Raw genomic sequence first — 20,722 nt, forward strand, 5'->3', positions numbered from 1 at the left:
CCCTCACCGGCGGTTGGTGGCCACCAGATAGACTTCGCTGGAGCCCTTGCGGCTGGCCTCCGGCTTGAACGGCTTCACCGTTTCGAACTCCTCGCGCAGCCGGGCCAGAACGCCGCCGGCGTTTCCACCCTGGAAGTTCTTGGTGACGAAGGCGCCGCCCGGCTTCAGCGTGCGGATGGCGAAGTCGGCCGCGATCTCGATCAGGGCGATGATCTTCAGGTGGTCGGTCTGGCGATGGCCGATGGTGTTGTGCGCCATGTCCGACAGCACCAGGTCCGGCGCCCCGCCCAAGGCCTCCATCAGCTGACGATCTACGCCCGCGTGGGTGAAGTCGGCCTGGATCAGCTCGGCGCCGGCGATGTGCTCGATGGGCAGCAGGTCGACGCCCACGACCGCCTTGGCCCCGCGATCCAGCGCCACCTGCACCCAGCCGCCCGGCGCCGCGCCCAGATCGATGACCCGGCAGCCGGGTTTGATCAGACCCAGATGGTCGTCCATCTGCATCAGCTTGAAGGCGGCGCGGCTGCGCCAGCCCTCGGCGCGCGCGCGTTCGGACCAGGGATCGGCCAGCTGGCGCTTGATCCACTGCTGGCTGGACATCGACTTCTTGTCCGCCGTCTTGATCTTCTGGCCCATGCCGCGACCGGCGGCCGTGCCGCCGGTGGGCGGCTTGACCATGCGGCGGCGTTCGGCAGGCTTTTCGTCTTCACTCATGGCTTGGTCATAGCCGGGCGCGCGCCAAGCCGCTATGACCCCCGCGAACTTGAAAGGAGGCCCGAATGGCCGAGACCCTCACCTTCACCCTCGACACCGGCGACGGCGAACAGCGCGACGTGGTCATCAAGCTGCGTCCCGACCTGGCTCCGGGCCACGTCGAGCGCATCACCGAACTGGCCCAGGAAGGTTTCTACGACGGCGTGGTCTTCCACCGCGTGATCCCGGGCTTCATGGCCCAGGGCGGCGATCCGACCGGCACCGGCACCTCGGGCTCCAAGAAGCCGAACCTCAAGGCCGAATTCTCGGCCGAGCCGCACGTTCGCGGCGTCTGCTCGATGGCCCGCACCTCGGATCCGAACAGCGCCAACTCGCAGTTCTTCATCGTCTTCGACGACGCCACCTTCCTGGATCGCCAGTACACCGTCTGGGGTCAGGTCGAATCGGGCATGGAACACGTCGACGCCCTGCCCAAGGGCGAGCCGCCCCGCGCGCCCGGCAAGATCGTCAAGGCGACCGTGGCCTAAAGGCCTGAGGCGGGGGCTCAGTCCCCCGCCCACCATCGGAAGCGCACACCGTCGAATGTGCGCTCTCCGACCTTCAACGTGCCGGCCAGCACCACGCCCTCGTCGCCGAGGCTGCGCCGCGCCGCTTCCAGCCGGTCGGCGTTCAGCCGGCCTTCGAAGCTGACCGGCCCCAGGGCCCGCGACACGCCCTCGAACCGCACCGTGCGGTCATCGACGCGATAGGTCGTCGGCAGCACGCGCGATCGCCCTGCCCTCGCCTCGCCCAGCTCATTGGCGACCATCGGGCTGGCCTGATCCTCGAACTCCATCATCACCGGGCCGAAAGCCGCATCACGCCGACCGCCCTCCCAGGCGTCGAACTCCTGCGCCTGGCCGACGAACAGGTGGTGCAGCCGCCAGTCGCCGACCACGACCGGATCCAGCGCGAGATAATACCCCGACGCATCTAGGCTGAGATCGTGGCTGAAGGCTACGGCTACGGGCGCCGCCTCGCCCTGGCTGGCCGGCCGTCCGTCGCAGGCCGCCAGGGTCAGAGCCGCGCCGATCAGAAGCGCCAGCCGCTTCAACGGCTCAAGCCGCGATCCAGCGCGCGGAAGGCCGAATAGGACAGCTCGGCCGCGCTGCCGAACATGGCCGGGATGACCTTGTCGAAGTCGTCGCTGGGGCGGTGATAATCGGGGTGATAGTTCACGCCCAGATAGATGAAGGGCAGGCCCGCCGCGTGGAAGGGCGCGTGGTCCGAGGCGTTGACCCAGTTGTCGTTGCCCTCGTCCTGCGGCGTGTCCTTGCCGAAGGCCAGCGAGACGTCGCCGTTCGGCGCGATGCCTTCCAGCAAAGTACGCAGATTGGGATGCTGATAGGTGCCCACGGCCCACAACTTTTTGTCCGTCTCCGGCCGCGAAATCATGTCCAGGTTCAGGTTCAGCGCGATGGACGACAGCGGCACGGGCGGCGCCTCGACGAAGTGGCGCGCGCCCAGCAGTCCGCGCTCCTCACCATCGAAGAAGACCAGCAGCACGCTGTGCTCTGGCGCCTCAGCCTTCAGCCGCTGGGCGATCTCCAGCACCGTCGCCACGCCCGAGGCGTTGTCGTCCGCGCCGTTGTAAATCTGGCCCTCGTGGACGCCGACGTGGTCATAGTGCGCGGTCAGTACGATGTACTTGTCCGACGCTCGCGTGCCCGGGATCAGGCCGATGATGTTCGTCCCGTTCCAGGTGCGCGGGCCCGTCGGGCTGCGGCCCTGCATCTCCCACGGCTGCAATCGGCCCATCAGCGGCGCCTGAACGCCCAGCGCCTCCAGACGCGACACGATGTATTCGCGCGCCTTGGCCCCGCCCTCGGAGCCCGTGTCGCGGCCCTGCATGTCGTCGGCCGACAGGATGCGCAGGTCCTCAAGCAACTGAGCATGATCGGCCGCCGGCGCCGCGGCCTCGATAGGCGTTGACGGCGTGGGGCCGGTCGGCATGGCGCAGGCGGCCGCCATCAGGGCGACAGAGGCGGCGGCGAGCAGTTTCAGGCGCATTGGAATCTCCGAATAGTCGCGCCACGCTAACGATCAGGAACGGCGGCGTCAGTTTAACTCTGCGTCATGCCCGAGCGGGCGTCGGCGCATCGAAACGCGCCGGGGCGGTGTTATCAAGGCGCCCGTCACCAGCCGACCGCGATTCCCGATGCCCGCTTCTTCCGTCGAGACCCTGACCGAGACCGAGGCCCGCGCCGAGCTGGACCGCCTGTCGGCCGAGCTGGCCCGCCACGACGCCCTGTATCACGCCGAGGATGCGCCCGAGATTTCGGACGCAGACTATGATGCGCTGAAGGCCCGCGCCCTCGCCATCGAAGCGCGCTTCCCCACCCTGACAGACGAGACCACGCCGTCCCAGACGGTGGGTGCCGCGGCTTCCAGCCAGTTCGCGCCGGTGCGCCACGGCGTGCCCATGCTGTCGCTGGACAACGCCTTCGACGATGGCGAAGCGCGCGACTTCGCCGCCCGAGTGGCGCGCTTTCTGAAGCTGCCGGCTGACGAGCCGATCGCCTTCGTCGCCGAGCCCAAGATCGACGGCCTGTCCGCCAGCCTGCGCTATGAGGATGGCGCGCTGGTGCGCGGCGCGACGCGGGGCGACGGCCGCACGGGCGAGGACGTCACCGCCAATCTGCGCACCCTGAAGGACATCCCCGAGCGCCTGTCGGGCGAAGGCTGGCCGGCCGTGGTCGAGGTGCGCGGCGAGGTCTATGTCGCCAATGACGACTTCGAGGCCTTCAACAGGAACGCCGAGATGCTGGGCGACCGGACCTACGCCAATCCGCGCAACTTCGCCGCCGGATCCCTACGCCAGAAGAACCCGAACATCAGCGCGGTGCGACCTTTGCGCTTCTTCGCCTATGCCTGGGGCGAGACGTCCGCGCCATTCGCCGAGACCCAGTGGGAGGCGCTGCAGGCGCTCAAGGCCTGGGGCTTTCCGGTCAACGACAGGGCCCGTCGCGTCGAGGGCGCCGAGGCGCTGATCGCCGCCTATCGCGACCTTGAGCGCGATCGCGCATCGCTGGGCTATGACATCGACGGCGTGGTCTACAAGGTCGATCGGCTGGACCTGCAACAGCGCCTGGGCTTCGTCGCGCGCAGCCCCCGCTGGGCCATCGCGCACAAGTTCCCGGCCCAGCAGGCGACGACCGTGCTGGAAGGGATCGACATTCAGGTAGGCCGCACCGGATCTTTGACCCCCGTCGCCCGCCTGCATCCCGTCACTGTCGGCGGCGTCGTCGTGCGCAACGCCACCCTGCACAACGAAGACGAAATCGCCCGCAAGGACGTGCGGATCGGCGACACCGTGGTGCTTCAGCGCGCCGGCGACGTGATCCCGCAGATCGTGTCGGTGGTCGATCCCGACCGGCCGGATCGCGCCGAGCCCTTCGTCTTTCCCACTGTCTGCCCGGTCTGCGGGTCCGAGGCGGTGCGCGATGAAGGCGAGGTGCGGCGTCGCTGCACCGGCGGCCTGATCTGCGACGCCCAGATTGTCGAGCGGCTGAAGCATTTTGTCAGCCGCCGCGCCTTCGACATTGAAGGGCTTGGGGAAAAGCAGTTGATCGCCTTCCACGAGCGCGGCTGGCTGCGCGAGCCCGCCGACATCTTCCGCCTGGCCCGTGACAAGGCGCGGCTGGCCGAGCTGCGCGCCGAGGACGGCTATGGCGAGACCAGCGTGCGCAATCTGGTCGCCGGCATCGCCGAGCGCCGCGTCATCGCCCTGGACCGGCTGATCTTCGCCCTGGGCATCCGCGAGATCGGCGCCCAGACGTCGCTGCTGCTGGCGCGCGAGTTCGGGGATTGGGCCAGCTTCCACGCCGCCGCGCTCGAAGCGTCAGAGGGCGTGCCGTCGCCGGCCTGGACGCAGTTGGCGGAAACCCATGCGGTGTCTCCGCGCGTCATGGCGCAACTGGCCGAGGCGCGGCCGCCCGCGGACGACCCGTGGCCCGGCGCGCCCCTGGATCAGAAGATCGCCCTCGCCTTCCCCGGCCTGGCCGCGCCCGCCCGGCGCGGCCTCGCAGGCCTGGCCGGCGACTGGCCCGCCCTGATCGAGCTGGCCCGCGTGGCGCGAGAAGAAGGCCCGCATCCCACCCTGGGCCGTATTGCCGGCGTGGCGGGCGTGGGCCCTGTCGCCGCCCGCGCCATCGCCGAGTTCTTCCACGAGCCGCACAACAGAGACGTCGTCGCGACGCTGATCGCCGAGCTCGAGGCCGTCGAGGACGCCGAACGCCCTCGGGCCGACAGCGTAGTCAGTGGCAAGACCGTCGTCTTCACCGGCGCCCTGGAGCGCTTCACGCGCGACGAAGCCAAGGCGCGCGCCGAAAGCCTGGGCGCCAAGGTGTCCGGATCGGTGTCCAAGAAGACGGATTACTTGGTCGCCGGCCCCGGTGCGGGCTCAAAACTGGCCGACGCGACCAAACACGGCGTTAGGGTGCTGACCGAGGACGAGTGGCTGGCCCTGATCGGCAACTAGGCTTTCGCCCCGTACCGCATCCGCGACAGCGCATCGATCACCCGGTTCAGCGGCGCGTCAAAATCCTTGCCCGCCTTCCACTTCTCAAAGGCCATGACGTTCTCGATGCGGCGGGCCACGAAGGCGTCGGCCGCCTCGCGCCCATCGAACCAGCGCATCGTCATTGCCGGAACCAGGATGCCCGACAGGATCGCCCGCTTGGAATAGTGGTTCTGATCCGTGGCCGTGTCGCCGGCCCAACGCCACAGATGGTCCGCGCTCTCCCACGCCAGCTTCAGCCCCAGGTCGGTGTTGGTCGGCAGCGCCAGGAAGCCCGCGCAGCGGCGGCAGGCCTCCAGATCCTGCGCGCCCGCCTCCAAACGCGCCGAAACCGCTTGGGCGATGCGCTCGCGAATCTTTAACGAGCCGGCGTCGATCGCGGACAGCGCCTCAAGAGCCCGCGCATCATGTCGCCGCGACAGCAGCGCCGCCAAGTCCCGCGCGCCGTTGGGCAATAGCAACTCCTCGTCGCCACGCGACAGGCCGTTCACTTCGCACGCCGACCGGACCAGCCGTCCGTTCCAGCCGAGGTCGGCGGCCCGAGCGACGGCGGCGTCCAGAACCGCCTGTTCGGTGGTGTCGGCCCAGTCGCCCCGCATCGATTCGGGCGCGGCTTCATCCGGGGGCGTGGTCTGTGTCATGAGGAGCAAGATAGGCCCATTTTGCGGGCTTGCCGAGGCGTTCACGATCATTGCGGTGATCTGGACACGACGCGGCGCCTCGTGTATCAGCGCGCCTTCGTCCGAGAGCCCTGCTTTCGGGAGAGTATTTATTTGTCTGCCCGTCTCCCTTGGATAAGGACGCGGCGGGCGGCCAAAGGAGAGATTCACCTGGTTCAGATTTTCGTCCGCGACAACAACGTCGATCAGGCGCTCAAAGCCCTGAAGAAGAAGATGCAGCGCGAAGGCAGCTTCCGTGAAATGAAGCGCCACGTGCACTACGAGAAGCCCTCGGAGAAGCGCGCCCGTCAAAAGGCCGAAGCCGTGCGCCGCGCCCGCAAGCTGGCCCGCAAGCGCGCCCAGCGCGAAGGCCTGCTGCCGGCCCCCAAGCCGCGCCCTGGCCGCTGAGCCGAGCGACAGCTCGAAAGAGATCAGGCCGCCTTCTTCGGAAGGCGGCCTTTTTCGTGGCTGGGGCGCTCGCAAACGGATTGCGCGCCGCCGCGCGACCCGCTAATCACGCCGCCTGCCGGAGACGTGGCCGAGTGGCTGAAGGCAACGGTTTGCTAAATCGTCGTACCCTGTAAGGGGTACCGAGGGTTCGAATCCCTCCGTCTCCGCCAGAACTTCCGCGTTTGTCGGCGGCCCGCACCTTTAATGGTGAAGATTGACTTGCGTCCGGGCTCCAGTGGGTCGAAAGACGGTCACCACAACGGCGGCACGGCGGACATGGCCAAGGAAACCCCTATCCAACCCCTCTCTCGGCAACCTGACATCGTCGACGTGACCGTCGGCGACCTGGTGCGCTCCGAGCGCATTCGCGTGGGCTTGAGCCAGACTCAGCTGGGCGAGTCGATCGGCGTCACCTTCCAACAGATTCAGAAGTACGAGCGCGGTGTGAACCGCATATCGGCCTCCATGTTGACGCGCATTGCGCGCGCCCTCGGCGTGTCTGTCGCCTCTCTGTTCCCCTCAGACGAGGAAGCTCCCAGCGGGCGCCCCAGTCTGGGCGCCATCGCTGGCGGACATGAACTGGCGGAGTGCTACATCGCCATATCGCCGAACGAGCGCGCGGCCTTGCTTGGCGTGGCTCGCGCGCTGGCCCGACGAAACGTGGATTAAAGCGGCCGCCTCAGGCCATTGCCGAGTGGGTGGCGCTGAGGAAGCGTCCCACATTGTGCAGCGCCTGAGCGTCCAGTCCGTCCGACCGCCCTCCGGCGATCACGTTCAGTCGAACGATCTCGACGAGGTTGACAGCTTCGGGAATTGAACGCGGCGGCGTGCTGAGAAGAGCGACTTCAATCTGGTCGAGTTGGTCCATCTGCGGCTCGTCATCCGCGACCAGACGCAGTTCGCGCCACGCGGTGAAATGGTCTGTGTGATCCTGGGTGATCATCGTGAATGCCCCCCTTCGAGGCGGTAACGTCGCGCGGCCCAACCTTCCCAGGCCGCGAAGAAGAAGAAGATGCTGATCCCGACCCAGAAGATTTTGCGGGCGAGCACGCCCGTGTTGACCATATGGGTCACGGTCATCAGCGGCAGGAAATGGGTCAGCAGGATGATGAGCTGAAACCCGGCGACCGCGATCAGCCACCAGCGCCCCCAGCGCTCCGCAAGCATCCAGAGCGCCAGGAACAGGGCCAGGTTCACGCCGGCGACGCCGGCCCTCCAGCTGCCGACCACTACCCCCTGAGGGGAGTCAGTAGGAATGACAGCAGGACAAATGCGACGGCCCAGCGCTCTGGCGCACCGCCCTTGACGCCCATCAGCAGGAAGGCGACGAGGTTCGCAGCGAGCAGCAGGGTGCTGAAGGTGTCCACGCGTCAGGCAGGTTGCGCCAGGCGACCGGTTTTGATGGGTTTTTCCGGCTTTTCTTCCGGGTCCATTTTTTCGGTCGGGTTGGCCACCATCCATTGCAGGCCCATACGCTGCCCGTCGCGAGCCAGGCTGCCATGAGCCATGACCAGGCTCTTGCGCGCTTCGATGGCCTGGTTCAGCGCGCGACCCAGGTGGTCAAGACCGCGCAGTCCCACATCCGCGCCAAGCCCGGCGTGCACGCGGCCGCCCGCCATGTCCGCCAGAACCTGGCCCAGTTGTGCAAGATGTCGATCGGCATCGGCCTCGGCCGAATGCAGGGATTGCGCCACTAGCGACGCATAGGCGTTCTTGCCGGTCATTTCAGATCCGCTCCGTTGATCACTTCAACGAAGCCGCCCCAGCGTTTCCATCACCGACTGCAGCATCGAGACCGCCGCGACCAGGCCGATGAACAGCATCGCCCAGAGAACGATGAGCGGCAGCCTGGAACCGCCGATCCTGGGCGGCTCTCGCCAGCGGCCCAGTCGCACATAGGCTCCGTAAAGGGAGTGGTCTGTGTCTGCGCCGTCGTCAGGAACCGCAGGGGACGGCTCGTTGACGGCCGGATGTGACGCGACGGCGGCGTCCGGAGCCATCCCGTCAAAATCATCTCCCTCAAGCTGAGGGAGGAGCCTGCGCGCCGCCTTGCGATCCTGCACGCCCAGCCGCGCTTTCCCCTCCTCGATGTGCTGACGCACGGTATGGACGGAAATCCCCAGCTGATCAGCAATCTGCTGATCGTGCAGGGTCGCCGAAAGGCGCAGACACTGCATCTGGCGGGGCGTCAGGCGACTTGGCATCAAAGGTCTCCGGCGACTCCCTCTCCACGGTGAACGCAGGTCGCCTGCGCCTTTGATAAGCGAGCTTCACGGCTGTGGCGAGCGCTGCTTTCCGATCTCCGAGAGGTTGCGTGAGCCGCCTCGCGGTAATTCGCACGACGATCGAGACCGCGTTGGGCTAGAAGGGCTTGGGCTATGAAAAGCGGGGGTGGATCAATGAAGTTGAACGTCGCAAGGGCGCTGGCGATCGCTGCGCTTGTCCTGACCGCCATGCCGGCTTCGGCCCAGGTGCCTGTCACCTCGCCGCGCGAAGCCTTCGGCCACGAGATCGGCGACGACTATAGGCTGGTGAACTACAGCCGCTTCGAGGCCTGGCTGAAGACCGTCGCGGGTCAGTCGGACCGGATGCGGCTGTTCGAGATCGGGCAGTCGACCGAGGGGCGCGCCATGTACGTCGCCGCCGTCTCGTCGCCGGCCAACATCGCCAATCTGGATCGCTATCAGGACATTGCGCGCCGTCTGGCCAAGGCCGAAGGCGTCGACGAAGCCCAAGCCCGCGCCCTGGCGGCGGAAGGCAAGGCGGTGGTCTGGATCGACGGCGGTCTGCATTCCACCGAGACCGTGCCGCATCAGGCCCTGATCGCCGCCATCCACGAATGGCTGATCGCCGACGACGCCGAGGCGATGCGGGTGCTGGACGACGTGGTGATCCTGTTCACCCCGCTGAACCCTGACGGATGGGAGCTGGTCGCCGACTGGTACATGCGTAACGACGACCCGGCCGCGCGCGAGTTCAACTCTATCCCGCGCCTGTACCAGGCCTACGTCGGCCACGATAACAACCGCGACTACTACATGTCAGCGATGCGCGAGACGACCAACATCAACCGCCAGATGTTCCGCGAGTGGTTTCCGCAGATCGTCTACAACCACCACCAGACCTCGCCGGCGGGCACGGTGGTTTTCATGCCGCCCTTCCGCGACCCCTTCAATTACAACTACGACCCCATCGTCATGACGACCCTGTCGGAAGTGGGGGCCATCATGCACAACCGGCTGGTCGCCGAGGGCAAGCCCGGCTCGACCATGCGCTCGTCCGCCCGCTATTCGACCTGGAACAACGGAATGCAGCGGTCGATCACCTATTTCCACAATGCCGTCGGTCTGCTCACCGAGATCACCGGCCACCCGACGCCCAGCCGCATCAGCCTGATCCCCGAACATCAACTGCCGAGAAACGACCTTCCGGCCCCCATCGCGCCGCAGGAATGGCGCTTTGCCCAGTCGATCGACTATTCGCTCAGCATCAATCGGGCGGTGCTGGACTACGCGTCGCGCAACCGCGACCGGCTGCTGTTCAACATCTGGCGCATGGGCGCGAACGCCATCGCCAAGGGCGAGACGGACACCTGGCGTTTCACGCCCACCCGCATTGAGGCGCTGGAGGCCGCGGCCGGCGAAGATTCGGGGCGGTCGATCGATCCGGCGCTGTATGAACAGGTGCTGCGCGATCCTGCCCTGCGCGACCCGCGCGGCTATGTCATTCCTACCGACCAGGCCGACCTGCCCAACGCCCTGACCTTCATCAATAGCCTGATCCGCACCGGGGTGGACGTGGATCGCGCAACACGGCCGTTCGCCGTCGAGGGCCGCACCTATCCGGCCGGGTCGTTTGTGGTGAGCACGGCCCAGGCCTATCGCCCGCACGTGCTGGACATGTTCGAGCCGCAGGACCATCCGCACGATCTGCAGTATCCGGGCGGCCCGCCCGCCCTGCCCTATGACGCGACCGGCTACACCCTGGCGCTGCAGATGGGCGTGAAGTTCGACCGCATACTGGAAGGCTTCGAGGCCCCGACCGAGCGCCTGACCGCCGAGGTCGCGCCGCCGGCGGGCCGCATCGAAGGCTCGGGCCGCGCCGGCTGGCTGATCGATCACGCGCCGCTGCACGGCTTCATCCTGACCAACCGCCTGCTTAAGGCCGGCCAGCCGGTCTTCTGGCAGACGGCCGCGACGCGGGTCGGCCGCACGGAACTGGAGCCCGGCGCATTGTGGATCCCCGCGTCGGACGTCTCGCGCACTCTGGTGGAACAGGCCGTAGCGGATCTGGGCCTGAACGCCCACGCCGTCGGCCGCGCGCCGTCCGGCGATCAGATCGCGCTGAAGCCCGTCCGCATTGGACTGGTTGACCGCTACGGCGGCTCGATGGCCTCGGGCTGGACCCGCTGGCTGATGGAGCAGTTCGAATATCCCTTCGAGGTCGTCTATCCGCAGGACCTGGACCGCGGCGGTTTGAACGACCGTTTCGACGTGCTGGTCTTCGCCTCGGACATGGTCCCGGCCAACCTCGCCGCCTCGGCCCAGCGCGGCCAGCCGACGCCGGACGCCATCCCGGCCGAGTTCCGACCCTGGTTGGGCTACATCACCACCGAAAACACCGTGCCCCAGATCGACGCCTTCGCCCGCGCCGGCGGCACGGTGGTGACCATCGGCTCGGCCCATCGGATTGCGACGGCGATGGGTGCGCCGGTTCAGGATGTGCTGACCACGCCAGAAGGCCGCCCCCTTCCGTCCACCGAGTTCTTCATCCCCGGCGCTCTGCTGAAAGTCGCGGTCGACACCAGCCGCCCGCTGGCGTTCGGCGCGCCCGAGACGATGGATGTCTTCTTCAACCGCAACGCCGGCTTCCGCCTGACCGGTGAGGGCCAGGCCGCCGCCCGCTATCCCGAAGACCTGACCGTCTCAAGCGGCTGGGCCATCGGGCCACAGCACCTCGCAGGATCGGACGCCGTGGTCGAACTTCCGCACGGCGAAGGCCGGCTGATCCTGCTCGGTCCCGACGTGGTCCAGCGCGCTCAGGCCCGCGCCTCGCTGAAGCTGCTGTTCAACGCCCTGCTTTATGGCCCGGCGGCGCAATGACGCACAGGCGTTAACGCGACATAGACCCGGTGCGGGCAGGATGGTGAACCTGTTTCACGCCGGATGCCGATGGCCGACGCCCAACCCCGCCTGGCCTGTCTCGACGACGCCGCCCATGTCGCCCGCCTCAAAGCGATGGCGGCCCGGGCGCTGCGCGACGCCGAGACGCGGCCTGCGCCCCCCTCCGGCACGGGCCGGCGCGGCCCATTCCGACCCGACGTCTGGCTGAATGCACGGCAGCGCGGTGCCACACGGCTGGCCGCTCATTATTTCCGCGCCATAGACGCCATCGCGGTCATCACCCTGGCGGTCACCTTCGCCGCCCTCGCATCGCCCGTCGATCTGGCGCGGGCTGAAACGCGGACGGTGCTGCCCTTCGTCGTCGGCGGCCTGGTGATCGTCGGACTGCTGCGGTCCCTGCGGCTCTATCGCTTTGGGCGAGACGAGACGCTTGTGCGGCGGCTGGGGCTGATCGTCGCCATCAGCCTGGCCGGCGGCCTGTTCGGGCTGGCGGCGGCGGAGGCTTTCGACGCCCAGCTCGTGCAACCTGTGGCGATTTGGACGAGCGTCACTGTCCTTGGGCTGAGCGGCCTGCACCTGGGCTGGGGTTTATGGGTGGAGCGGCTCCGCCAATCCGGCGCCCTGACGCCCAATGTGGTCGTGGTGGGCGCCACCCAGAACGCCGAACGGCTGATCCGCGAGGCCCTGAAGCGGCGCGATCTGAACGTCCTGGGCGTGTTCGACGACCGGCTGTCGCGCAATCCCGAGGCCGTCGAGGGCGTTCCGGTCCTCGGCGGGGCCGATGATCTGCTGACCCATCGCATGACGCCCTATGTTGACCGCATCGTCCTGGCCATCGATCCCCGCGCCGAGGCGCGCGTGCGCGAACTGACGCAGCGGCTGTCGGTCCTGCCGAACGAGGTCACCCTGCTGGTCGATCCGCAGGGCAAGGACGAGCGCAACGCCGCGCTGAACAAGCTGGCCGAGGCGCCGCTGAGCAACCTCGACGCCGTGGACGCCGAGCGCCGGGCATTTCACAAGCGGCTGCAGGACCTGGTGATCGGCGTCATCGCCCTGATCCTGTTGTCGCCGCTGCTGATGCTGATCGCTTTGATCGTGCGGCTGGACAGCCCCGGTCCGGCGCTGTTCCGCCAGCGCCGCCACGGCTTCAATCAGGAAGAGATCGTGGTCTGGAAGTTCCGATCCATGCGGACCGAGACCGCCGACGCCACCGCCAGCCGCCAGGTGACCGCCGACGACGACCGAGTCACCCGCGTCGGCCGCTTCATCCGCAAGACCAGCCTGGACGAACTGCCTCAGCTTCTGAATGTCCTGCGCGGCGAGATGAGCCTGGTCGGTCCGCGCCCCCACGCGGTCGGCATGAAGACCGGTCAGGTCGAGAGCGCGCGCCTGGTCGCCGAATACGCCCATCGCCACCGCATCAAGCCCGGCATGACCGGCTGGGCCGCCGTCAAGGGTTCGCGCGGTCCGCTGCACACCGCCGCCGAGGTGCGCCGCCGCGTGCAGCTGGACATCGACTATGTCGAGCATCAGTCATTCTGGCTGGACCTATGGATCATGGCCGTGACCGTGCCGGTGCTGCTGGGCGACCGGGCAGCCCAACGGTGAACGACTGATGTTCTGGCGCGGCGTGTGGGGCTATCTGCCGGCCCAGGCGGTACAGGGCGTGGTCGGCGTTCTGGCCATCGTGGTCTTCACGCGCTTGCTGACACCCGAGCAGTTCGGCCAGTACGCCCTGGCCTTTTCGGTCATGACCCTGTCGCACGTCCTGGCCTTTTCCTGGGTCGAAGCGGCCATGGCGCGGTTCTGGGCGTCAGAGGTCGAGGGGCCGGGACTGAAGGCGCATTTCGCCTCCCTGTATCGTACCGCCTTTCTGCTGATCGCCGTCTTCGTCCCCGTCGCGGCTCTGCTCCTGTGGCTGGTTCCGATCAACGGGGCGCTCAAGTTGGCGCTGGCGGTTGCCCTAGGCGGCGCGCCCGTGCGCTTTCTGGTCAAGCTGGCGCAGGAGCGATACCGCGCCGCCGGGGAGGTCGCGCGAGCCGCCGGTCTGGACATCTTCGTCGCGCTGGCCGGGTTCGCGGTCGGCGCCGGCTTCGCCGTCTGGGGTGCGGGCGCGGCCTCGCCCTTCTGGGGCCTGGCCCTGGCCCCGCTGGCCGCCCTGCCCTTGCTGCTGCCGGGCGAACTGAAGCGGGCGCGGGACGGCGTAGTCGATATCAAGCGGCTCAAGGCCTACGCCGCCTACGGCTATCCGATCGCGGCGTCCCTGACCCTGGCCCTGGTGCTGGCCTCGACCGACCGGTTCCTGCTGGCCCTGTTCCTGAACGAGGCGGCGGTGGGCGCCTATCACGCGGGCTACAGCCTGGCGAACCGGACGCTGGACGTGATCTTCATCTGGCTGGGCGCGGCCAGCGGCCCCGCCCTGATCCTGGCGCTGGAGCGCGGCGGTTGCGAGGCGCTGGTCCCGGCGGCGCGCGAGCAGTCCGCCACCTTCCTGCTGATCGGCCTGCCGGCGGCGGCGGGCCTCGCCCTGGTCGCGCGCCCCCTGGCGGAGGTGATGATCGGCGAGGAACTGCGCGGCGCGGCCGCCTCGATCACGCCTTGGATCGCCCTGTCGGCCCTGCTGTGGGGGCTGAGCGCCTACTATTACAACGTCGCTTTCATTCTGGGCCGCAAGACCAAGCTGCTGTTCGCCACCATGGCGGCTCCCGCCCTGGCCAATCTGGCGCTCAACGCAGTGCTGATCCCCCGCTTCGGCCTGATGGGCGCGGCCTGGGCGACCACGGCCAGCTTTGCGCTGGGTCTGGCGGCCTCTCTGATCCTGGGCCGCCGGGCGGAGCCCATGCCGACGGACTGGAGCGCCCTGATGCGCTGCGGCGTCGCCACGATCGCCATGGCGGCGGTTGTCCTGGTCCTGCCGCCGATCGGCGGGTTCGCCGAACTGATGATGGACGCCACGGTCGGCGCGAGCATCTACGCCGCCCTGGCCTTGGCCCTGAACGCAGCGGGCGTGCGCGATGTGGCGCGGCGGCTGATCCGGCGCAGACGTGAGGCGGAGGCATGAGCGCGGACATTCACGACAGCCCGGCCTGGGCGGGCGCCGCGCCGCGCCTGTCAGTCCTGACGCCCTTCCTGCGCGACGATCCGCTCGACCTGCTGGCCCGGCTACTGGCCGAGCCGACGGACGGGGCGGTCGAGATCGTCCTGCTGGACGACGGGACCAACGATCCGGGACTCACGACGGCTCTCAAGGCCGCGATCGACAGCGCGGCGGTTCCTGTCCGGCTCATCACACTGCCCGCCAACGAGGGCCGCGCGAGAGGCCGCAACCGGCTGACTCTGGCGGCAAGGGGGCGTCACTTCCTGTTCCTCGACAGCGATATGCGGCCCGATCGGTCCGACTTCCTGCGCGCCTGGCTGGATGTAGCTGCAAAGGATCCGCCGGCCGTCTTCGGCGGCTTCACCCTGGAGCAGGCGCCGGACGACGCCCGCTTCGCCGTGCACCGCGCCATGGCGGGTCGGACCGACTGCCTTTCGGCGGCCGAACGGTCGCGCGATCCCGGCAAGCACGTCTTCACCTCCAACCTGCTGGTCCGCCGCGACGTGTTCGAGGCCGAGGCCTTCGACGCCGGCTTCACCGGCTGGGGCTGGGAGGACGTGGAGTGGGGTTTGCGCGTCACGGGCCGCTACGGCATGGGCCACGCCGACGTGCCGGCGACCCACATGGGCCTGGACACGGTGCCGGCGCTGGCGGCCAAGTATGAGCAGTCAGCCGCCAACTTCGCCCGTCTGGCGGCCCTGCACCCTCAAGCCGTCGCGGCGTACCCGAGCCACAAGGTCGCGCTCATCATCCGACGCCTGCCGGGCCGCGGCCTGCTGCGACGCGCCAGCCGCGCCGTCGCCGGCGCCGAGGCCGCGCCGGTCCCGGCCCGCGCCTTCGCTTTGCGCCTGTATCGCGCCGCCCTTTACGCCGAGGCGCTGTGATGAGGCCCGATGTCGCCGTCGTCACCCCCACGCTGCGCCGCCCTGAGGGGCTGGAACGGGCGCTGCGCTCGGTCTTCGCCCAGACCGGCGTGACTGATCGGCTGCGCGAGATCGTGGTGGCGGACAATGACCCGGCGGCCTCGGCACTACCGGTGATCGAGGCCCTGCGCGCCCTTTCGCCGGTCCCCCTCTTCTATGTCCATGCACCCGTGCCTGGCGTCGCCACCGCCCGTAACACCGCCCTGTCCGCCACGGATGCGCCGCTGATCGCCTTCCTCGACGACGACGAGGCGGCCGAGCCCGTATGGCTGAAAGCCCTGATCGCGGTTCAGGAACAGACCGCCGCCGATGTCGTGTTCGGCCCCATCACCGGCAAGGCGCCGGACGGCGCGGGCCCGGCCCAGGCCTATCTGGATCTATTCTTCGGCCGCGAGGGGCCGAGCGTCAGCGGATCGATCGAGCACGTCTATGGCTCGGGCAACAGCCTGATGGTGCGCGCCACCGCCCTGCCCGGCGCCGCGCCGTTCGACACCGACGCCGACCACACCGGCGGCGAGGACGACGCCCTGTTCCGCGAGCTGCGCGCCCGCAACGGCCGCTTCGCCTGGGCCGCAGACGCCTGGGTGACGGAATACGCCCCCGCGCACCGCGCGACCCTGGCCTATGCGTATCGCCGCGCCTTCGCCTATGGCCAGGGGCCTAGCCAGACGGCGATGGCCGAGCGTCGGCCGCTGGCGGTGCTGCGCTGGATGGTGATCGGCGCAGGCCAGGCCGCCGTCTATGGCGCGGCCGCCGGGATGTTGTGGCTGCTGCGTAAGCCCGGGCGGTTCGCCATGACCGACCGGGCGGTGCGCGGCCTGGGCAAGGTGCTGTGGATGGACGCCTTCGCGCCGGCGCTTTACGGCCGACACACCGCAAAGCGCGAGGCGGTCAGCCTGCCAGCCGCTGGATAAAGCTCGGCGGCTTCCAGCGGGCGCGGTTCATGACCACGCCGGCGATGCGGCCGCCAACGCCCTCGATCTCGTCGCGCAGGGCGGCGGGGCCGGCCGCGCCGGTCGTCTCGGCCGCCACCACGATCACCGTCGCATCGACATAGGGTGCGAAGGCGATGGCGGCGTCGCTGCGGTCGGCGGCGGGACAGTCGATCACCACCGTCTCGGCATGTCTCTTGAGCGCTTCCCAGTATTCGGCCTGGGCCAGCAGTTCGACCTTCTGACCCGAACGCAGCGCCTCCATGCGAAACCGCGACACCCACAGCCGTCCGCCCAGGCAGGGCTGAGCCGTCAGCAGGCGCGCCGGACGAACCGGCTTGCCGTCACGCCCCCGCAAGGCAGGCGTGACCGTGTAGAAGGCCGACCCGTCAGGCGAGGCCAAAGCAGCCGCGCCCAGGCCACCGAAGCGGTCGGCGTCGGCAGCGACCGCCTCCGCCTGCGATTGCTGGGCCAGGTCGGCGTCGATCAGCCAGACCGACTTTCTGGCTCGCAACGCAGCCAGCCGGGCGAACTCACGCGCGACGGTGGAGACGCCCTCTCCGGCCTGGGCCGACACGAATTGGATCACGCGTCCTCGATGGGCCGGCGCCGGCCCCAGGGCGGCCAGCAGGCTCGCCATCTCGTTCGTCAGATCGACCATCGAATCGTTACGCGCGTGATACGGGAATCAAGCCTATCACGCCGGAGCGGGTTCGGCGTCGGCGCGTCGCTTGCCCGTGGCCCGCGCGCGTTTGTCATCCGCAACGGCCAGAACCGGCAGATCCAGCGTCCGCCCCGCGCTGGCCGGGGTGACGAAGCCACGGCGAGAGAACACCCGCACCAGGCCAACGCAAAGGGCGGTGAAGCCGGCGAACAGGATGGCGGCGGCCAGCAGTGGAACTTTCAGGCTGCGTCCGCGCGTCGGCGGCTGGGCGCGCTCGATCACGGTGACGTTGTCGGCGCCGGCCGCGACCAGGCCGCTGTCGGCGCGGCTCTGGGTCTCGCGCTGCTGAAACTCGCGCACCGAATCGCTCAACACCGTCCGGGCGCCGGCCAGGGTCGCGTTCTCGGATTCCAGCTGGGTCAGGGTGGCCAGCCGCTGCCGCAGGTCCTCGACCTGGCGATCCAGCACTGCCAGGCGGGCGCGGATCGAATCCCGCTCGGCCTGGGTGTTGATGCGGTTCGTCTCCAGCTCTACCCAAATCGGATTGGGCCCGGTTCGAACTTCGCGCGGACCAACGGCTGTCCCCGTAGCAACGTAGGCCTGAAGCTGGGCGATGCGCGTCTCGATGTCGCGTACCGGCTGAGCGTCGGGCTGATAGCGGGCCAGCAACTGCTCGCGCTCGGTGCGCAGTTGCAGGATCTGGTCCTGGGCCGAAATGTTCAGGTCCTGCTGCAGGGCGATCTCAGGCGGGGTGCGGTCCTGCTGGGCGATCAGGGTCTGAAGCCGGCGGTCGACCTGGTTCAGAGCCGCCTGCTGGCTCATTCGCTCGGCGAATACAGTCTGATAAGTCGTCGCCGCCGTCTCCTTGGCCGTAGCGAAGTCGCCGATACGGTTAGAGGAGAGGAAGGCCTCGTAGGTGCGATCCGCTGCGGCCAACTCGTCCTGGAAGACCTCGCGCTGGTTGGCGATGGCAGGGGTGGCGCGATCCTGAAAAACTTCGCGACGGTAGACCAGATATTGATCGACCACCGCGTTCAGCACCTGGGCGGCTACAACAGGATCGGAGCCCTCATACGTCAGTCCGATCACGGCGCTGCCCGGCGTGGTCGCCACGCCCAGACCGTCGGTCAGAACCTTCAGCGCGTCAGACTCCTGCTTGGCCGGCGCAGCGGTCGAGGGGCGGTCGCCCTGGAACACGCGCGGCCCGAGGGCGCGCACGACCCGCTGGCGCACTTCCTGGCTGCGCAGGATGGCGGCCTCGGCCTGAGCCACCTCGTCCGCCATCGGCGTCTGGCCGCTGCGCTCCGCCACGCCGACGCGCGGCTGATAGACGTATTCCTGGCCCACGCCCGCGAAGACGCTGGCGCTGGCGGTGTAGGTCTTCTGCAGGGTCAGCACGACCGCCAGACCGATGCCCGCAATGACCAGAAAGACCACGATCATCAGCAGCAGTTCGCGGAACAGCAGGCCGATCACGTCCAGCACGCCGTAGCGTGGGCGGGTTATGACGGCGGCCGTCTTGCGCATGGGGCGTGCCGAATCCTTCGGGCGGGCGATGGAGAGAGCTTTGAGGCCTGGCCGTTAACGGCCTGTTACCCATGATTGGTCAGCCTGCGGATGACTGATCCGGAATCGCCATGTCGTTCGACCGCCGCCTGTTTCTGACCCTGATGGGCTCCGCCGCACTGGCCGGCTGCGGGGCTGCGTCCAGCGTGCGGCGCGATCCAATCGCCCACGACCCCGGCTTTCCCGAGATCGAGTTCGCCAACTGGACCGACGCCGAGCCGGAGTATCTGCTTTATCCGGGCGACGAAATCGAGATCGCCACCCCGACCGCCAGCGAACTGACCCGCACCCTGCGCGTCGGGCCCGACGGCCGGGTCGCCCTGCCCCTGGTCGGTCAGGTGATGGCGGCGGACCGCACGCTGGCGGAACTCGAGAGCGACGTCTCGACCGCCTACGCCAGTCAGTTGCGCCGTCCGGCGGTGGAGGTGACCCTGCGCCAGGCCGGACCGATCCGCGTCTGGGTCGATGGCGAGGTCCGCACGCCGGGCGTCTATGAAATGGTCGGCGACATCGACGCCACCCAGGCGGTCATCATGGCCGGCGGCGTGCTGCCCACGGCGCGCTCGGCGCAGGCAGCGCTCATTCGGCGCGGGCCGGGCGGCGTGCGCATGATCCGCCCTATCGACCTGCGGCCGCGTCGCGGCGAGGCCGTGGCGGTGCGGCGGGGCGACATCGTCTTCGTGCCGCGCTCGACGCTGGGCGAACTCGCCGCCTTCTTCACCCAGGTGCGCAGCGCCCTGCCGATCGGCTTCAGCTACGCCATCGGCGGCGGCAACGGGTTTGCGTCGTTTTAGGCCGCGAGGTTGACGACGCCGGCGTCGATGTAGCGGCGCGCGGCCTTTTGGGCCTCGGCCAGTTCCTCGCGCTCCATCTCCTGGCTCATCTCGCGGCGATAGACGCGCGCCTCGACCGAGCCCTTAAGGGCCGCCAGGTTGAAGATCATGTGGGCGGATACCCGATCCATCGGGCAGCCGTTCTGGCCGGTGGAATACGACAGGCCCAGACGGAACAGGGCGTCGCCGTCCATGTCGGCGGTCGGCAGGGGCAGGCCAGCGTCGGCCTGGGCGGTCAGCGGCGCGGTTTCGTGCGCGGTCATCGGCTCAGTCTCCAGGCGGCAACCGTTCTGGCGCCGCGATGAGACGATCAAAGACCCGCGCTATTTGCGTTAGTCTTAACGGCGTCGGGCGCCGTCGAATGTTTTTCGCCAACGAAAGGTGAAGGCCGGGCCGGGCGATTCACGCTTTGGCGAGGCCCGTTTCCAGAGCCTTACCGCCCGCGCTGACCGAACAGCACCTTGCGCGCCTGCTCGGCGTCCTTGCCCGCAGAGCCAAGATCGCGGCGCAGATCGTCGCCCAGCGCCCTGCCCGCCTGAACCGCCGGCCGCTCGCCGACGCGTTTCAGCCAGGCCGCCAGATGCGGAAACTCCTCCAGGTTCTGGCCCTGATGGCTGGGCAGGATCCACGGCCAGATGGCCATGTCCGCGATGGAGTAGTCGCCGGCCACGTAGTCGCGATCCTTCAGGCGCCGATCCAGCACGCCGTAAAGGCGATGGGTCTCGTCGGTGTAGCGCCGCACGCCATAGGCGATCTGACGCTGATCCTGGATCAAGGCTGGCGCGTATTGGCGGAAATGGTGGGTCTGGCCGGCCATGGGGCCGAGACCCCCGACCTGCCAGAACAGCCACTGGTCCACCTCGGCCTTGCCGCGCGCGTCGCGGGGATAGAAGCGGCCCGACTTGTGTCCCAGATACTGAAGGATCGCCCCGCTCTCGAAAATGGACAGCGGCAGGCCGTCCGGCCCGTCGGGATCGACGATCGCCGGCATCCGGCCGTTGGGGCTGATGGCCTGAAAGGCCGGTTCGAACTGCTGACCCGCACCGATGTTCACCGGTTTCAACTCATACGGCAGACCCATCTCCTCCAGGGCGATCGACACCTTCCAGCCGTTGGGCGTGGGCCAGTACCAGAGCTCGATCGGGCGGGGCATCGGCGCATCTCCTGCAAAGCCTGACCCCGATCTGGGGCGCCGGGCCTGGT

At 68.5% G+C, this 20,722-nt stretch carries 22 protein-coding genes and 1 tRNA gene; 11 read left to right on the forward strand and 12 right to left on the reverse strand.

The features are described 5' to 3' along the window. Positions 1-3: 3 nt before the first annotated feature. The gene (locus ACK4I0_RS08385; protein WP_409609881.1) at positions 4-714 is read right to left on the reverse strand and encodes an RlmE family RNA methyltransferase; all 711 of its coding nucleotides are present in this window, start codon (positions 712-714) and stop codon (positions 4-6) included. A gap of 65 nt (positions 715-779) precedes the next feature. Between ACK4I0_RS08385 and ACK4I0_RS08390 the strand changes: the two genes are divergently transcribed. Further along, a complete protein-coding gene (locus ACK4I0_RS08390) occupies positions 780-1,241 on the forward strand; it encodes a peptidylprolyl isomerase (protein ID WP_135064032.1) in 462 nt (153 codons plus the stop codon). A 17-nt stretch (positions 1,242-1,258) separates the two neighbouring features. Here ACK4I0_RS08390 and ACK4I0_RS08395 read toward each other — a convergent pair whose 3' ends face one another. Together ACK4I0_RS08395 and ACK4I0_RS08400 are read right to left on the reverse strand one after the other, a co-directional pair. Beyond that, entirely contained in the window at positions 1,259-1,807 is a 549-nt protein-coding gene (locus ACK4I0_RS08395) for a hypothetical protein (protein WP_409609883.1), read from the reverse strand. Continuing rightward, on the reverse strand, positions 1,804-2,763 hold the full coding sequence (locus ACK4I0_RS08400; protein WP_409609885.1) for a M20/M25/M40 family metallo-hydrolase: 960 nt from the start codon (positions 2,761-2,763) through the stop codon (positions 1,804-1,806). The genes ACK4I0_RS08395 and ACK4I0_RS08400 overlap by 4 nt, the downstream gene beginning before the upstream one ends. 148 nt (positions 2,764-2,911) lie before the next feature. On the opposite strand from ACK4I0_RS08400, the gene ligA reads away from it, so the two are divergent. Then, positions 2,912-5,233 (forward strand): NAD-dependent DNA ligase LigA, encoded by a 2,322-nt coding sequence (ligA, locus tag ACK4I0_RS08405; protein WP_409609887.1) that lies wholly within the window; start codon positions 2,912-2,914, stop codon positions 5,231-5,233. Here ligA and ACK4I0_RS08410 read toward each other — a convergent pair. Continuing rightward, positions 5,230-5,913, reverse strand: a complete 684-nt coding sequence (locus tag ACK4I0_RS08410) for a COQ9 family protein (RefSeq protein ID WP_409610015.1) — start codon at positions 5,911-5,913, stop codon at positions 5,230-5,232. The two genes, ligA and ACK4I0_RS08410, sit on opposite strands and share 4 nt — an antisense overlap. 189 nt (positions 5,914-6,102) lie before the next feature. On the opposite strand from ACK4I0_RS08410, the gene rpsU reads away from it, so the two are divergent. The 3 genes from rpsU (at position 6,103) to ACK4I0_RS08425 (ending at position 7,050) form a co-directional block, all read left to right on the forward strand. Next, positions 6,103-6,339 (forward strand): 30S ribosomal protein S21, encoded by a 237-nt coding sequence (gene rpsU / locus ACK4I0_RS08415; RefSeq protein ID WP_092312110.1) that lies wholly within the window; start codon positions 6,103-6,105, stop codon positions 6,337-6,339. 120 nt (positions 6,340-6,459) lie between these two features. Then, a tRNA-Ser gene (locus ACK4I0_RS08420) sits at positions 6,460-6,551 on the forward strand. Between the two features lie 34 nt (positions 6,552-6,585). Further along, positions 6,586-7,050: a helix-turn-helix domain-containing protein gene (locus tag ACK4I0_RS08425; RefSeq protein ID WP_409609889.1), complete on the forward strand. Its 465-nt coding sequence runs from the start codon at positions 6,586-6,588 to the stop codon at positions 7,048-7,050. A 10-nt stretch (positions 7,051-7,060) separates the two neighbouring features. Here ACK4I0_RS08425 and ACK4I0_RS08430 read toward each other — a convergent pair whose 3' ends face one another. From ACK4I0_RS08430 to ACK4I0_RS08445, 4 genes are all read right to left on the reverse strand, one after another. Further along, positions 7,061-7,324 (reverse strand): hypothetical protein, encoded by a 264-nt coding sequence (locus ACK4I0_RS08430; protein WP_409609891.1) that lies wholly within the window; start codon positions 7,322-7,324, stop codon positions 7,061-7,063. After that, positions 7,321-7,578 carry a hypothetical protein gene (locus ACK4I0_RS08435; RefSeq protein WP_409609893.1) on the reverse strand — a complete coding sequence of 86 codons (258 nt, stop codon included), beginning with the start codon at positions 7,576-7,578 and terminating at the stop codon, positions 7,321-7,323. Before ACK4I0_RS08435 ends, ACK4I0_RS08430 begins: the two co-directional genes overlap by 4 nt. 173 nt (positions 7,579-7,751) lie before the next feature. Next, positions 7,752-8,105 carry a hypothetical protein gene (locus ACK4I0_RS08440; protein ID WP_409609895.1) on the reverse strand — a complete coding sequence of 118 codons (354 nt, stop codon included), beginning with the start codon at positions 8,103-8,105 and terminating at the stop codon, positions 7,752-7,754. Between the two features lie 24 nt (positions 8,106-8,129). Then, entirely contained in the window at positions 8,130-8,585 is a 456-nt protein-coding gene (locus ACK4I0_RS08445; RefSeq protein ID WP_409609897.1) for a helix-turn-helix domain-containing protein, read from the reverse strand. A 195-nt stretch (positions 8,586-8,780) separates the two neighbouring features. Between ACK4I0_RS08445 and ACK4I0_RS08450 the strand changes: the two genes are divergently transcribed. The 5 genes from ACK4I0_RS08450 to ACK4I0_RS08470 all read left to right on the forward strand — a co-directional run bounded on the left by ACK4I0_RS08450 (position 8,781) and on the right by ACK4I0_RS08470 (position 16,438). Continuing rightward, on the forward strand, positions 8,781-11,483 hold the full coding sequence (locus ACK4I0_RS08450; protein WP_409609899.1) for a M14 metallopeptidase family protein: 2,703 nt from the start codon (positions 8,781-8,783) through the stop codon (positions 11,481-11,483). A gap of 69 nt (positions 11,484-11,552) precedes the next feature. Beyond that, positions 11,553-13,112 (forward strand): exopolysaccharide biosynthesis polyprenyl glycosylphosphotransferase, encoded by a 1,560-nt coding sequence (locus ACK4I0_RS08455; protein WP_409609901.1) that lies wholly within the window; start codon positions 11,553-11,555, stop codon positions 13,110-13,112. 7 nt (positions 13,113-13,119) lie between these two features. Beyond that, entirely contained in the window at positions 13,120-14,565 is a 1,446-nt protein-coding gene (locus ACK4I0_RS08460) for a lipopolysaccharide biosynthesis protein (protein ID WP_409609903.1), read from the forward strand. Then, positions 14,562-15,485 (forward strand): glycosyltransferase family 2 protein, encoded by a 924-nt coding sequence (locus tag ACK4I0_RS08465; protein ID WP_409609905.1) that lies wholly within the window; start codon positions 14,562-14,564, stop codon positions 15,483-15,485. The genes ACK4I0_RS08460 and ACK4I0_RS08465 overlap by 4 nt, the downstream gene beginning before the upstream one ends. Then, complete coding sequence (locus tag ACK4I0_RS08470; protein WP_409609907.1) at positions 15,485-16,438, forward strand: glycosyltransferase; 954 nt, start codon at positions 15,485-15,487, stop codon at positions 16,436-16,438. The genes ACK4I0_RS08465 and ACK4I0_RS08470 overlap by 1 nt, the downstream gene beginning before the upstream one ends. Here the strand turns inward: ACK4I0_RS08470 and ACK4I0_RS08475 are convergent. Together ACK4I0_RS08475 and ACK4I0_RS08480 are read right to left on the reverse strand one after the other, a co-directional pair. Continuing rightward, positions 16,416-17,117, reverse strand: a complete 702-nt coding sequence (locus ACK4I0_RS08475) for a hfsB (RefSeq protein ID WP_409609909.1) — start codon at positions 17,115-17,117, stop codon at positions 16,416-16,418. The two genes, ACK4I0_RS08470 and ACK4I0_RS08475, sit on opposite strands and share 23 nt — an antisense overlap. Positions 17,118-17,153: 36 nt before the next feature. Next, positions 17,154-18,647 carry a GumC family protein gene (locus ACK4I0_RS08480; RefSeq protein WP_409609911.1) on the reverse strand — a complete coding sequence of 498 codons (1,494 nt, stop codon included), beginning with the start codon at positions 18,645-18,647 and terminating at the stop codon, positions 17,154-17,156. 110 nt (positions 18,648-18,757) lie between these two features. Here ACK4I0_RS08480 and ACK4I0_RS08485 point away from each other — a divergent pair, with 110 nt between their 5' ends. Then, positions 18,758-19,480 (forward strand): polysaccharide biosynthesis/export family protein, encoded by a 723-nt coding sequence (locus ACK4I0_RS08485; protein ID WP_409609913.1) that lies wholly within the window; start codon positions 18,758-18,760, stop codon positions 19,478-19,480. On the opposite strand, the gene ACK4I0_RS08490 is transcribed toward ACK4I0_RS08485, so the two are convergent. Both ACK4I0_RS08490 and ACK4I0_RS08495 read right to left on the reverse strand, forming a co-directional pair. Further along, positions 19,477-19,782: a sel1 repeat family protein gene (locus tag ACK4I0_RS08490; RefSeq protein WP_409609915.1), complete on the reverse strand. Its 306-nt coding sequence runs from the start codon at positions 19,780-19,782 to the stop codon at positions 19,477-19,479. The genes ACK4I0_RS08485 and ACK4I0_RS08490 overlap by 4 nt on opposite strands. A gap of 170 nt (positions 19,783-19,952) precedes the next feature. Continuing rightward, positions 19,953-20,672, reverse strand: a complete 720-nt coding sequence (locus ACK4I0_RS08495) for a glutathione S-transferase family protein (protein WP_409609917.1) — start codon at positions 20,670-20,672, stop codon at positions 19,953-19,955. Positions 20,673-20,722: the final 50 nt, after the last annotated feature.

Origin of the sequence: Brevundimonas sp., from assembly GCF_046295775.1 — a bacterium.
Taxonomy (GTDB): Bacteria; Pseudomonadota; Alphaproteobacteria; order Caulobacterales; family Caulobacteraceae; genus Brevundimonas.